Origin of the sequence: Hymenobacter sp. 5317J-9 (genome assembly GCF_022921075.1) — a bacterium.
GTDB lineage: Bacteria > Bacteroidota > Bacteroidia > Cytophagales > Hymenobacteraceae > Hymenobacter.
In genome coordinates this window covers 3,655,962-3,668,689 of sequence record NZ_CP095050.1, presented here as the reverse complement: position 1 = coordinate 3,668,689, position 12,728 = coordinate 3,655,962, and the positions used below count along the sequence as shown (strand labels likewise).

At 56.6% G+C, this 12,728-nt stretch carries 17 protein-coding genes; 1 reads left to right on the top strand and 16 read right to left on the bottom strand.

Annotated features, from left to right (window positions below; all coding sequences use genetic code 11):
- Positions 1-10: 10 nt before the first annotated feature.
- The 7 genes from MUN81_RS15615 to MUN81_RS15585 all read right to left on the bottom strand — a co-directional run bounded on the left by MUN81_RS15615 (position 11) and on the right by MUN81_RS15585 (position 5,167).
- On the bottom strand, positions 11-1,066 hold the full coding sequence (locus MUN81_RS15615) for a c-type cytochrome (RefSeq protein ID WP_245111908.1): 1,056 nt from the start codon (positions 1,064-1,066) through the stop codon (positions 11-13).
- 27 nt (positions 1,067-1,093) lie between these two features.
- Entirely contained in the window at positions 1,094-1,504 is a 411-nt protein-coding gene (locus tag MUN81_RS15610; protein ID WP_245111906.1) for a DUF6691 family protein, read from the bottom strand.
- Positions 1,505-1,513: 9 nt separating this feature from the next.
- Positions 1,514-2,074, bottom strand: coding sequence for a YeeE/YedE thiosulfate transporter family protein (locus tag MUN81_RS15605; protein ID WP_245111904.1), 561 nt, complete (start codon positions 2,072-2,074; stop codon positions 1,514-1,516).
- Between the two features lie 28 nt (positions 2,075-2,102).
- A complete protein-coding gene (locus MUN81_RS15600; RefSeq protein ID WP_245111902.1) occupies positions 2,103-2,483 on the bottom strand; it encodes a rhodanese-like domain-containing protein in 381 nt (126 codons plus the stop codon).
- Between the two features lie 63 nt (positions 2,484-2,546).
- Positions 2,547-3,902 (bottom strand): rhodanese-like domain-containing protein, encoded by a 1,356-nt coding sequence (locus tag MUN81_RS15595; RefSeq protein ID WP_245111901.1) that lies wholly within the window; start codon positions 3,900-3,902, stop codon positions 2,547-2,549.
- 58 nt (positions 3,903-3,960) lie between these two features.
- Positions 3,961-4,779 (bottom strand): sulfite exporter TauE/SafE family protein, encoded by an 819-nt coding sequence (locus MUN81_RS15590; RefSeq protein ID WP_245111899.1) that lies wholly within the window; start codon positions 4,777-4,779, stop codon positions 3,961-3,963.
- A gap of 64 nt (positions 4,780-4,843) precedes the next feature.
- On the bottom strand, positions 4,844-5,167 hold the full coding sequence (locus MUN81_RS15585) for a metalloregulator ArsR/SmtB family transcription factor (RefSeq protein ID WP_245111897.1): 324 nt from the start codon (positions 5,165-5,167) through the stop codon (positions 4,844-4,846).
- A gap of 269 nt (positions 5,168-5,436) precedes the next feature.
- Here MUN81_RS15585 and MUN81_RS22830 point away from each other — a divergent pair, with 269 nt between their 5' ends.
- Positions 5,437-5,640 (top strand): chromate transporter, encoded by a 204-nt coding sequence (locus MUN81_RS22830; protein ID WP_348533177.1) that lies wholly within the window; start codon positions 5,437-5,439, stop codon positions 5,638-5,640.
- A gap of 506 nt (positions 5,641-6,146) precedes the next feature.
- Here the strand turns inward: MUN81_RS22830 and MUN81_RS15575 are convergent.
- The 9 genes from MUN81_RS15575 to MUN81_RS15535 all read right to left on the bottom strand — a co-directional run bounded on the left by MUN81_RS15575 (position 6,147) and on the right by MUN81_RS15535 (position 12,727).
- Positions 6,147-7,493 (bottom strand): site-specific integrase, encoded by a 1,347-nt coding sequence (locus tag MUN81_RS15575; RefSeq protein ID WP_245111894.1) that lies wholly within the window; start codon positions 7,491-7,493, stop codon positions 6,147-6,149.
- A 49-nt stretch (positions 7,494-7,542) separates the two neighbouring features.
- Positions 7,543-8,076 carry a hypothetical protein gene (locus MUN81_RS15570; RefSeq protein ID WP_245111892.1) on the bottom strand — a complete coding sequence of 178 codons (534 nt, stop codon included), beginning with the start codon at positions 8,074-8,076 and terminating at the stop codon, positions 7,543-7,545.
- A complete protein-coding gene (locus MUN81_RS15565; protein ID WP_245111891.1) occupies positions 8,069-8,527 on the bottom strand; it encodes a helix-turn-helix transcriptional regulator in 459 nt (152 codons plus the stop codon). The genes MUN81_RS15570 and MUN81_RS15565 overlap by 8 nt, the downstream gene beginning before the upstream one ends.
- A gap of 27 nt (positions 8,528-8,554) precedes the next feature.
- Positions 8,555-8,974 carry a hypothetical protein gene (locus MUN81_RS15560; RefSeq protein WP_245111882.1) on the bottom strand — a complete coding sequence of 140 codons (420 nt, stop codon included), beginning with the start codon at positions 8,972-8,974 and terminating at the stop codon, positions 8,555-8,557.
- Positions 8,975-9,023: 49 nt separating this feature from the next.
- On the bottom strand, positions 9,024-9,263 hold the full coding sequence (locus tag MUN81_RS15555) for a DUF3606 domain-containing protein (RefSeq protein WP_245111880.1): 240 nt from the start codon (positions 9,261-9,263) through the stop codon (positions 9,024-9,026).
- Between the two features lie 22 nt (positions 9,264-9,285).
- Complete coding sequence (locus MUN81_RS15550; RefSeq protein ID WP_245111878.1) at positions 9,286-10,719, bottom strand: hypothetical protein; 1,434 nt, start codon at positions 10,717-10,719, stop codon at positions 9,286-9,288.
- Positions 10,720-10,971: 252 nt separating this feature from the next.
- Positions 10,972-11,199 carry a hypothetical protein gene (locus tag MUN81_RS15545; RefSeq protein WP_245111877.1) on the bottom strand — a complete coding sequence of 76 codons (228 nt, stop codon included), beginning with the start codon at positions 11,197-11,199 and terminating at the stop codon, positions 10,972-10,974.
- A 143-nt stretch (positions 11,200-11,342) separates the two neighbouring features.
- Positions 11,343-12,137, bottom strand: a complete 795-nt coding sequence (locus MUN81_RS15540) for a DUF4468 domain-containing protein (protein ID WP_245111875.1) — start codon at positions 12,135-12,137, stop codon at positions 11,343-11,345.
- Positions 12,137-12,727 carry a helix-turn-helix domain-containing protein gene (locus MUN81_RS15535; RefSeq protein WP_245111874.1) on the bottom strand — a complete coding sequence of 197 codons (591 nt, stop codon included), beginning with the start codon at positions 12,725-12,727 and terminating at the stop codon, positions 12,137-12,139. Before MUN81_RS15535 ends, MUN81_RS15540 begins: the two co-directional genes overlap by 1 nt.
- Position 12,728: the final 1 nt, after the last annotated feature.

Genomic DNA, 12,728 nt, shown 5'->3' with positions numbered 1-12,728 from the left:
AGAGAAGGAGTTACTTGCCTTTGGCGGGCTGCGGGTGCGCGTCCTCGATGGGCTGAAAGGGCCCGTACTTGTGCTGCTTTTCGGAGAAGCCATCAGCGTAGGGACCGAAGGGATGGTCCACCGGCTTTTTGCTGAGGTCGGGCCAGTCGCGGGGCGTGGCTAGGTGCGGGCGGGGCTGCGAATTCACGAACGCGGCCACGTCCCAGGCCTGTTTGTCGGTGAGCTGCGGGTGGTCGAAGGTGGCCCCGAAGGGCATGGCCGCCTTCACGTATTTGGCAAAATTCGACACCCGAAACAGGCCCGCGCCATCGTTGTAGCTGTGCGGTCCCCACAGCGGAGGGTACTGATAGACGGTATGGTCGGCCAGCGGCTGCCCCTGTCCCTCGGGGCCGTGGCAGCTCTGGCACTTGGCCGCGAACACGGCCTTGCCAATCACCGGGTCGGCCGCCCGGTCGAGGTAGGTCAGCTTCACGAAGCCCGTACCGTACACCTTTTTGCCTTTGGGAATGCCCTGGCCCAACCACTTGATGTAGGCCACGATGGCGCGCATCTCGCGGCTGCTGTCGGGCACGGCGCGGCCGTTCAGGCTGCGCTCCATGCAGTCAGCCACGCGCTTCTCGATGCCTTCCACCGTGCCCGAGCGGGCGCGCAGTTTGGGATAGGTGGCGGCCACGGCCAGGTAGTTATTGGCGAAGCCCTGCGTACCGGCCTGCAGGTGGCAATTTTGGCAGTTCATGCCGTTGGTTAGGTGGGCCACCGAGCCGTTAGGGCCCAGGTAGCGGGCCGTGTGGGCAATCAGCTCCCGTCCGTAGCGAATCCGGCGGCCGGCGGCCGTGCGCGGCAGGGTGGCCGTGTCGGGGGCCGGAGTGGCCGGGCGGTGGTAGCTGCCGGCCGGGGGCGGCCCCTGCGTGGCTTCGTCCTCCTCCGCCACGGGTGCAGGCGGGGCCGGCGGCCCATAAAGCTGCGTGACCACGACCACCAGCGCCAGCACCACGGCTGCCGTCAGCAGCATCAGCAGGCGCGCCAGGTGTGGCAGCTGCTGCACCCGTTCGTCGGTGGGTTCCATGGCGGGGAGGCGTTACAAGTGAAACGGTTAGTGAGGAAGCTTTTCGCGCAGGGCGCTGTAGGTCCAGGTGCCGGCCAGGGCCGCCAGAATGAGGACTGCCGCCGAGCCTATGCCGCTGCCCAGCTGCGCAAACAGCGGGCCGGGGCAGGCCCCGGTCAGTGCCCACCCCAGTCCGAAGATGAGGCCCCCAATCCAGACGCCGTGGTTGAATTTCTTGTCGACCAGCTTGATTTCCTCCCCGTCAATCGACTTGAGGCGATTGCGCTTGATGAGCTGAATCGAAAGCATGCCCACCACAATGGCCGAGCCAATCACGCCGTACATATGGAAGGCCTGAAACCGAAACATCTCCTGAATCCGAAACCAGCTGATGACTTCGCTTTTGGTGAGGATGATGCCGAACAACGTGCCCAGCACCAAATATTTGAGGTATTTCATGGCAGCGGATTAAAACATCAGGGGGTAAATGACCCAGGTCATGAGCAGGCCGCCGGCGAAGAAGCCGATGACGGCCACCAGCGACACCCATTGCAGGTTGGAGAGGCCCGAAATGGCGTGGCCCGAGGTGCAGCCGCCCGCGTAGCGCGTGCCGAAGCCCACCAGAAAGCCGCCCAGCACCAGGAACACCCAGCCTTTCCAGTTGGCCAGGTTGTCGAGGGCGAACAGCTCGCGGGGCAGCAGGCCGGTGAAGTCGGTCAGGTGCATCTCGGCTTTGAGGTCGCGCACGGTGGCGGCCGAGATGCCGACGACGTCGGGGTGGCCCATGAGCCGGTAGCCGATGAAGCCGCCCAGCGCAATGCCGAGCACGAACACCAGGTTCCAGATTTCGGCCCGCCAGTTGTAAGTCAGAAACTGGATGCCGGCCGGCACGCAGGCCGCGCACACGTGGCGCAGCGCCGAGCTGATGCCCAGCGCCTTGTTGCCCACGAGCAGCAGCGCCGGTACCGTGAGGCCGATGAGGGGTCCGGCCACGTACCAAGGCCAGGGTTGTTGCAGGAGTTCAAACATGAGAACAGCAGTCGAAAGGACAGTTTATTTACTTGGTAGTCAGCGGGTCCTTCCAATCGAGCACGCCACCCAGCATATTCGATACCTGCCCGAAGCCCGCGGACGTGAGCTGCTGCGCAGCCCGGGCCGAGCGGGCGCCGCTGCGGCAGTACACGTAGGTGGGCTTGGTTTTGTCGAGCTGCGCGATGCGCTGGCCGAAGTCGGGCGCGGTCACGTCGATGTTGACGGCCCCGGGCAGGTGGCCGGCAGCAAACTCGTCGGGGCGGCGCACGTCCAGCAACACCGTGCCCGACTGACGCACGGCGGCGGCAAACTGGGCCGGGGTAAGGTTCTTATAAGCGGGTGCGGGGTTTTGAAACAGACCAAACATGGCGAAAATGAGAAGTAGGAAAGTGGAAGGGAACATCATGCAAGCAGAAAATGAAGGTGAAGCACCGCCTGAATCAGCGGCCGGCGCTTCCCGAATGAAAAACTAGTGCGCCGCCGTGGCCGACTGAAACGATTTCACGGCCTCGCTCAAATCCAGCACTTCGGTGCCGGACAGGGCATCGGCCACGATGCTGCTGCCGGCGGCCGAACGGTAGCCGCCGGCGCAGTGTACTACCACCGGCTTGTCCGTGGGAATCTCGCCGGCCCGCTCACGCAGCTCGGGCAGCGGAATGTTAATAGCGCCGTCGAAAATCGGCTCGTCGCGGTACTCCACCGGGTTGCGGATGTCCACGATGGTGTAGTTCTCCGGGTGCTCGCGGAAGGCCGGCACGTCGAGCACGGGCAGGGTGGCCTCTGTGGAAGGCGTGCCCACCAACGCGCCCTTTATCAGCGGCTCATAGCCGATTTTGGCGGTTTTCTGAATCAGGTCTTCCAGCGTCGCTTCGTCGGCGGCGAGGAGGTAGAACCGTTCTTCCGGTCCTACAATAGAGCCCAGCCAGGTTTCGAACTTGCCGCCATGCTGGATGTTGATGGCGCCGTCTGCGTGGCCTTTTTTGAACTCGGCTTCGGGGCGGGTGTCGATGATGACCGCGCTGGCTTCCAGCGTTGCGCCGGAGGCCAGGCGCAGCACCTGCTGCACGCTCGGGGCGTAGGCGGGCGCGCCGGCTTTGTTCAGAGCCACGTCGTAGCCGAAGTATTTGGGAATGAAGGGCTGGTCGGCCAGCAGCTCTTTTACAAAGACTTCTTCGCTCATATCCCGCAGCATGGGGTTGCCAATTTTTTCGGCGCCGATGCTGCTGCTGTTGGCCCCGGCCAGGGCCTTGCCGCAGAGCGAGCCCGCGCCGTGAGCGGGATACACCAGCACGTCGGCGGCCAGCGGCATCAGCTTCTCGCGCAGCGAGTGGTACAGCTGCTTGGCCAGCTCTTCGCGTTTGGCAGTCAGCTTGCCGGCCTTTTCGCGCAGGTCGGGCCGGCCCACGTCGCCGATGAAGAGCGTGTCGCCGGTGAACACGGCCACGTCCCGGCCCTCGCGACTGAGCACAATGCTGATGGAATCCGGCGAGTGGCCGGGCGTATTCAGCGCGCGGAACGTGAGCTTGCCCACGGTGAACTCCTGGCCTTCGTCGAATCCCTCGTGGGCGTAGTCGGCCCCGAGCAGCTTGCTCACGCGGATAACGGCCCCGGTAGTCTGCGCGATTTCAAGGTGCGACGAGACGAAGTCGGCGTGGGGGTGCGTTTCAATGACGGCCACGATGTTGGCGTCGTGGGCCTGGGCGTAGTCGTAGTAGGGCTGCGGGTTGCGGGCCGGGTCGATGAGGACGATTTCGCGGGCGCACTCGCTGAGGACGGCATAGGAGAAGTGGGCCAGGCCCTTGTCTTCAAACTGTTCGATTTTCATGATTGTCAACGAAAAAACGGGTGAAGGAAACGGGGGCAGAAAAGCGGGAAGTGGTTGGTTAAGCGTGGTGGAACAGCAGCTCCTTGGCAAGAATGAAAGTGCCCATAGCGAGCGTGAACCAGCCGAAGGCCGGCTTGAGCTTGGCCCCCGGAATGAAGCGGGCCAGGTAGGTGCCCAGCACGATGCCGCCGAGCGCGAAGGCCAGGAAACCCAGCAGAAACGACCAGGCAATGGGCGTGCCCGCGCTCAGGTCACCGCTGAAGCCGATGAGCGAATTCAGGGCGATGATGGCCAGGGAGGTGCCCACGGCCAGCTTCATGGGCAGGCGCGCGCCCAGCACCAGCGCCGGAATGATGAGAAAGCCGCCGCCCGCGCCCACGAAGCCCGTGAGGATGCCCACCACTAGGCCGATGGTGAGAATGAGCGGATAGTTGAATGTGTGCTTATGGTGCAGCTCTTCATCAAGCACTTCCTCGGCCTGCTTGCTGCGAATCATCGAAGTAGCCGCCGCCACCATCAGCACCGCAAAGGCCACCAGCACCAGCAAATCCTTGGTGAAGACGATGCTGCCCATCGTGAACAACTCGTGCGGAATAGCGGGCATGAGCACCTTGCGAACGGCAAACACGGCCAGCAGCGAAGGAATCAGAAACACGATGGCGGTTTTCAGCGACACCAGCCCCTTGCGGAAGTAGCCCGAAGCCCCCACCACCGAGGTGCTGCCCACCACAAACAGCGAGTAGGCCGTGCTCAGCACCGGGCTCACGCCCATCAGGTACACCAGCACGGGCACCGTGAGGATGGAACCGCCCCCGCCCATGATGCCGAGCGAAAGGCCAATGAAGATGGCAGCGAAGTAGCCAAGGGAGTGAAACATGAGGAAAAAACGTATGAAATTATGAATGGTTGTTCATGTATTGCGGCAAAAAAAGCCGCGCTGCCTACAGGAACGTGCACGCGGCCAGGCACTGAATCACGTCGATGACTTCGCGCATTTTCAGGGCGTAGTAGATATTTTTGCCGTCGCGGGTGCTGCTCAGAATGCCCTTGAGCTTCATGCCCGAGAGGTGATGCGAGAGCAGGCTCTGCTCCACGTTCAGCTTCTCGCTGATATCGGTAACCGACAGGCTTTCCTGGGCGGCCAGCAGCTGCACGATGGCGATGCGGGTAGGGTGCGCCGTGGTCTTGAGAATAAAAGCCACCTTCTCCATCTTCTCAACGGAGAGGCCCATGTCAACGGCGGCGGGGGGGGCGGTGGATGTCATAACGAGTGCAAACTTATGAACAGTTGTTCATTTGTACAAGTTCGTTTCTTGCTTTGGTTCCGGAGCATGACAAATTTCTCATGGGAGTCCAAGCATAGAGGCGTCACGGCGCCTTTTAAGCCAATTCTGTTGCTATTCAAAAGGTAACGTCCATCAGGGCGAATGGCAAGCTTGGCGGGTAGAGGCCACGCCGCGAACCGGCGGGCGGCCTCTACCTTGCGGCCTTCCTTAGCACGCTAACCCTCCCGAGGTCGCCAACCCCTACGCCGCTGCCGGCGCTACTGTTTCTGTGCCTGGGTTCCACGGCCTTTGGCGGGCCCGCGGCCCACGTTGCCCTCATGGAAGAGGAAGTGGTGCGCCGCCGCAATTGGCCCACGCTGGCCCATAAGCAAGTGCCGCCGGTCCTGCTCACGCTGGTGGGCGCGGAGGCGGTGCGTAACGGTTGTATTCATAAAATAGAGGAGGTTGGGTGACTGAGATACTGACAGACCCTCCTGCTCTGTTTTGTGCGATATTGTGACCTACGCATCCGTGGCCAAAAAGCCCGGCCAGTTGGGGTCCAGTTTCCACCTTGGGGCGCAGCCAACTAGTCTTGTACCTCCCAAATAACAGTGCTTTCTCCCGCTTAAAAAGGAAAAAGGCCATTCCCTTGGAGAAAATGACCTTTTTCGCAAATGGTAGTGGTCTGGACGGACCTTCTGTCCTTACCACATCTACCTGGGTACAAGTTTTAGACCTATCGACTAGGAGTAAGTGGTGGCGGCTTTCGTCGTTTTGAACTGACACCAACAAATGAAAAAAGGTCCTCACATTGCTGTGAGGACCTTTTGTGTAGTCCGTAGGGGACTAAATGGGTGCTACGCCAGGGTAGGGGAGGCCGGTGGATGTGGCCTGATTGCGCTGTAGGCGGGTTTTGGCTTGCAGGGCCTAGCCTGGCTTGACACCCAATAGCCAAAAAACTGCCGCAGATTCTGCCACACTACGCCGCCCGCCGCCGGGTGGACTTGCGCATGAACTCCTCGACCAGACGCAGCTCGTCCACGCCCACGTAGTGGTTGAAGGCTTCCTCGGTCTGGTGCCCGGTGGCCTGCATGATGAGCCGGGCCGGCACGCCCTGGTAGAGCTTGAGGGTGACGAAGGTTTTGCGCCCAATCTTGGTGGTGAGCTTGAGCCGGGTGATGCCGGCCAGGCGCTGCACGACGCGCAGAAACTCGTTGGCCCGGTAGCAGTCGGGCACGAGCAAATCCTGCGGGGAGCGGTGCTCGTAGCGAGCGGCCAGGGCCACGGGCTTGAACAGTTCGTCGTCGTAGAAGGGGATGTAGACCGTGGCCTCGTTCTTGGCCGTGCCGTCGAGCACGAGCAGGTTGCCGCGCACGTGCTGCCAGGCGGCGCGGTTGGCGTCGCTAATGCGTAGGCCGGTGTAGCAGCACTCCAGAAACTTGTCGCGGGCCAGCTCAACGTGGGCTATCCACCGCTCGGCGCTCCAGTCTTCGCGGCGGTTGCTCTGCGCGTGGTCCAGCCCGCGCAGGGCCAGCAGGCGCTCGCGGGTTTCGGCGTCCTGAAAGTTGAGGCCGGCAAGGAGGTGCAGCTCGGGTTCGGTCAGGGCATCGACGCGGCCGCGCTTGCGCGGGGCCACGAACTTGCGGTAGTGGCGGTGCACGGGCACGTCGAGCTCGAGCTCGACCCAGGCCAGGAAGGTTTTCAGCCGGGTGATGTGCTTGCCGAAGGTGTTGAGGCCCTGGCCCAGCTCGTCGAGCACGTAGGTGCGGAAGTCCTGGTAGAAGGCCAAATCCAGCCGCTCCACGTCCAGGGCAATGCCGCGGCTCCCGGCGTACTGGAGCAGGCGCTGGAGCGTGGCCTCGAAGCCGGCCTGCGTGGTCTGGGCCATGGGCTTGCCCGAGCCGCTGCGCGGGCGGTGCAGGGTCTCGGCCAGCCACTGGCGCTGCAGGCGCTCAAAGTCACTGACCGCATCGCTGGCCGTGCCTTCAGGGCCGGGGGGAGGCGGGGCCACGACCGGCTCCAGGCGCAGGGCCGCTTCCACAGCCGCTTTGAGCTCGTCCTTGGGCAGCCGGCGGCCCTGCCGGGTGGCCCCGGCCTGGGCGTCGCTGGCCGCCTCGCTGGCGCGGTTCAGGCGCGGGTTGATGGTTTCGTGCGGGGTGCCCTTCTGCACCTTCACCTGGTGCTGCTTCTCGTCCCAGTGCTCGGGCTTTACCACGGACCCGGTGCCCACGCGCAGGCGGTTGCCCTCCCAGGTGATGGTGAGCTGGATGGGGGCCGTGCCGTCAGCGGCCAGGGCATCGAGGCGGAGCTGGCGGGTGATTTTCATGGATAGTTGCCGAGAATAAAGACAACTGATTGATAGATGAGCTTCCTAGTTAACCCCGAGGCATAGAATCGGCACCAGGGTGGTTGATAGTAGCCGATTTAACAGCGTTTTGAGCAGTCTTAACCGGTTCTGCTTTTGGAAGAAACACTGAGGGGTCCGCTAGTAGCGGCAAAACGGCAGCTTGGAATACGTGGCCTGCACAGCGAGCATACAATATCCCCCGGCATGTTGAATAGGCAGTGCTGGTCAGCATGCTGGCTAACTCTGTAGGAATACCTCTTACTTCAGCATCGCCCTTTTTTGTAACTGGCTTGAATACCTCGGAATGGTTAACGACTTCAAAGGTGGTGACCGCAATCAGATGAAGAAGGACATTTTTTGATTGTGCAGGTTCTTTCAACTGAAGTTTAAAGTCGAAAAGAACGTTTACAAGATTTGTCTCCGAATCTACGCTAATCGTAGACTGGATGTGATAAGTAGTCGCTGTTTGGACAGATTCTTCATTCAGGCCCCCAAGAGCCTGAATGAAGAATCTGTCCTCCTTGATGCTATGAAGGCGAAGGTCAACTTTAAGCTCAGGCATAAACAAGCTTTGATTGGGAAGGATGATAGGAAATAAAGCTTTCCGCGTCAACAAGATGATTAGTGTCAACTTGAATAGCACCATGGGAAGAGCTTACTCTGTAAGCATCCGCTGTATTTTGTATGCTAATATTTACAGTGACTTTATCTTGATTGATACAATGGTCATAGCCACTTAAATAATCGGCTACATATTCGTCAACTGGTTGAAACTTGATATTAGGTGCTACACCGACGGCCAGCGATAAGTCAATCAGTTTGGAAAGCTTGTGGTCAAAATCCCCGTTGAGGATTTGGCTCACATAGCCTTTGGTCACGCCTAGGTGTTCGGCAAGTTGGCTTCTGTTCCAGCCTTTTCGCTCAAGAAACTGCTCTACGTTGTCGTAAAGCTCATTCTGCGTTTTGGTGAGCCAATATTCTCGGCTGGCGGCGAGTTCTGCGAAAGGAGTCATGGGGATAGAGAAGTGGGGGAGGGGCGATTACTTCGATTGCGAGTCGTAGTATTCCTTCTTGGTACGGCGCATACGAGCTATATCGTGCTTCTGCTGCGTCTTGTCGTTGTGGCCACCGATGAAGATGACCTTGCCCTGCTGGCCAGGGCCACCGGGAAGCTTGAAACCGTAAATACGTAGGTTGCGGCTGCGAAACTCAAATTCCTTGATGTCACCTCCGCCGCTGAGCTCCTTATACTTGCTGGGCGAGAGGCGTTGCATCTGCGCATGCATAAGTATAAGCGTGTCTAGGGTCTTTAGTTCGGCGGCATAGGTGCCTTCTGCCTTAATGGTTTCCCGCCACTGGTCGTATTCACAGGTGCCATTTGTCTCAAGCTTGTAGATGGGGAAGCGAACATTGGGTAGCCGGTCAAGTCCATCCAACTCACTCAAGGCAAATCTAGGCATAAAAGTTTAGTTCAAGCTAAACAACGGTGGAATCGTCAGCAATGTTGCCTCAGCGGCTGAGGTAGCCGCGCACGTCGGCCGAGAGCGGGCCCACGGCGTGGATGGCGTTGCGCAGGCGGGTTTCGGTGCAGTTCAGGGTCTGGCACCAGTAGTTCACCTCGATGGTGGAGAGGAGGCTGATGCGGGCGGGGTCGGCGGGTGTTGAAGTGAGGGGCATGGTAGAATTTGGGATAAGGGCCGTGCCGTCAGCGGCCAGGGTATCGAGGCGCTGCTGGCGGGTGATTTTCATAACCCTATTTCACGATGCACCATCAAGTGTTAGGTGTTGATTTAGATGATTTTAGAAAATCAGTGACAGCAGACTTCATATTTTGGGTGGTTTCTGCTAAGCTCTTAGCTGCCTCTGCTAAATCTTTTGTGCGAAAGGAAATAGGTTTCATTGGTTTGCCAAGTACTGGCGGAATGTAGATTCGCTGAATAGTCTCCATTAGCATCCTTACGCGCTCGTTTATTTCGCCAGTACCAATCATGTCAGCATAAGCTGTAACTGTTCTCGAGACAGCTGCTTTAAATGCATATTCTTCTTGAATGTTACGCTCCTTGGTATATTGAGACTGGCAGAAAAATACAAGCAGAAAAGCTGGTGAGGTACGAATTACATTGGCTAATAGGATAAGCCAGTTAATGCTGATTCCATCTTGGGAGGGATTCTTGTAAAATATGAATATAATCCAACCAATGGCAACGAATACTGCTGCTAAGCTCGCCCAGCGCCACCACATTACACTACTACTTAGAGCCTTTTCACGGTCATTAAAAGCAGTAGCTAACCTTCCATCTGCTGCATGGCCGATGAGCCGCATAATCTCCTCTTGTTGGTCTAAAATATGTGACTCGGCAGTGCGGGCTGAAACAACTAAGTTATCAAACTCCTTCCGGTGCTCAGAAAGCAAGTCAAATTCGTCGGATACCTGTTTTCGGGTTGAGGCAATTTCACCTCGCAGTTCTTCAAACGTTTTGCGGTCTTGGCTTATCTTTTTACGAGATTCATCTAATGTCTTATTAGTTTGGTCAAGCAAGGTTGAAATCTTACCATTGCTAGTCGATGCTTCTTTCTCTGAATCGCGGACACTAGCCAATGACTGAAATGCAGATTCTAACGTTTTCTCCAAGCTTGCAAATTGCTGTTCCTTCGATGTCGCAAATTCATCAAGCTCCTCAATGTTAGTCGCAAGCACCTTACGAGTCTTTTCCGTTTCTTCAAGCGACTTAGCCAAGGACTGGGCTAATAAATCAATTTCCGTTCGAGACTTAGCGAGATTCAGGTCTTCTGGATTATGTACGCGTGTTTTTGAACGTTCCCAGAATCCATAATACATCTCATATCTGACAAGGAAGAGCGTTTCAGGCAACCAGTTTTCGAAAGGGTCTTTATCTTCAATTGCTCGGATGATATAGTTTACTTGTCTAGTTAATAACACAGTGCCATTGCGGGCTTCAGTTAAGTTTGTGTCAGGGTCGTTGACTGCATTAGGCAAAAATCTCCAGTTATCGCTTTTGAGTTCAGCTACAAGTTGTTTGGCAGCTCTTTTAAGGGTAGTCAACAACCAAGGCAGTTCAATGCCACCAACCACTACCGATTGTAATTCCAAATCCGGAAACATATTAGCCGATACTTTTTCTAAATCAGTTGCCAATATTTGGTTGCCTGCTACAATGCACAGTTCTCTTTCTTCGATTGTCATGGTTGCTATATAAGTCAGGCTAGTAAGACGATTCCTTGATGAGTTTTAATATTTCTTCATATGTCTGCTCCACATAGGCTGCGTTGGTATGCACATCAAATCCGCTCAGAGCCTTCATTAGCGTAATCCTCGCAATACCATTGCTCTGGCTAACGCCAGCAATATTATGAAGCGGTAAGAGCACTGGATTAGAGGCTTCACGGACTTTAATCTCAATGAACCCCCTTAGAGTGTTGACTGGTTTTGCCATTGTTATTGAGCTTCGTTGATGCGTCTAATTACTTCTTCGTACTCTTCCTGTGCATGTATTTCATGAGAACCCATGTGAGCGATATGGGGTGAGTTTGTCAACAAGACCAGGCTGCTACTGCCTGCTTGCCGAACAGTCGAAATGTTATGGATGCCGATAAATAATTGCTCACTATTACTCATCAGTGTGAGCCGAATAAAGCCTTTGGTATTGGTAGTGGGCTTTGCCATGAGGTAAGATTATTTCAGATTTTGTTCAGTACTGGTTGTTAACACTTATCCTTAGCATCTATACATCATTTCTGCATAGAATTAGTTATGCTAGACAGCCAGCAACGCTTCAATGCGCCCCACTGGCTTCCATATGTGTTGGATTAGAAGTCACTCGGGTCTTTGCCGCCCTTCACATTCAGGGCCGCCTGTAGCTCGGCAATGAGGCGCTTGGCATCTTCGTCAGCTTCGCGGCGCAATTCATCCCATTGCTTTTTACCCATCCCGAAAGGCAGCACTTGGCCTTCCAGCGGCCCGACCGAAGTGGCTTTGGGGCGTACGTCCTCATGGGTGAAGTCGCTGAGTATGTACTTGTAGCGGCCATCCTTGACGTAGATAGTCAAGGTGTGGCGTATCACGCCAGCGTCCGCATTCATGCCCATTACGTGTAGGGTCACACGCGTTAGGCCCTTTACAACTAACCGCCCGGCCTCCTTATCCTGCATCTGAATCACGGCGTTGGCTGAGTGGTATGCTTTAGCTACCCATTCGTTTGCCCGTACATACAGTTGGTCTTTGGTGGCACCGGGTACTTCTACTACTCCTTGGTAAGAGATGCGGTGGGTTTGCTCATCAAAGGGCAGGGGAGTGCCATCCAGTAGCTTGACCGGCGCGAAAGGTGCATCAGGTGATGTGAGCTTGGCACTGGGTGCTAAATACAAGTATCCAGTACGCTTCACTACCAGCCAACGTGGCGAATATCGCCCTACTACTGTCACTTCGGAATTGGACGCGAGATACTGATTGCTTGACTGCTTTGCCGTGTCGGCAGGGCTACGGTATAGGAAAGCCTTCTCTGGCCCAACTTTATAAGTTTTGGGCGGGTCGTTGGCAAGTAGCGTTTGGGCACACGCAGAGGCAGAAATTAGGAGTGCAATGGGTAGAACTGCTGCTTTCATTAATTGGGTCTATTGTGGCTGCCTCGCAGCAGCGTGAGCATTTCGTCTTTGGCCGCCAGCAGCGCATCCTTCAGCTCCAGTTGCTGTCGCAGGTGCTCAAGTTCCTTTTGGGAGGAGGCCAGTTCACGCTTGCAGTCATCGAGGTTAATATTGCCAATAGCTGTGCCAATGGCCTGGCCTATGATGTTGCCTTTGCCTTTTGTGGTTGAAATATTTTGTGTAGGCTGCGTGCCTGGCAGGAAGGGTTCACCCTCGCCCGTGAGAAGCCATGCCGGATTGATGCTTTCAAAGTGCTTCAGTACCTTCTCTAAGTAGTCAGCGCCAGGCATTGAGTTTCTTGAGCCAACGTAGTTCTGAGTGATTGTGGGCTTCTCCCCAATCATTTCACTGAATGCGCGAGCACTAAGTTTTAACGATTTGAGCAAAAAACTTATTCGCTCATTTATAGGATGTTGCTGCACTTTGAAATCTTTTTTGGTAGAAAACTTACAATAGAAAGCTGTCAATTGTAAGTTGATTACGTATGTTTGTGTCACGTCACGACAACGCTCACGCAATAAAGCGAGAGCGCGGCGAATCGTGTCAAACACG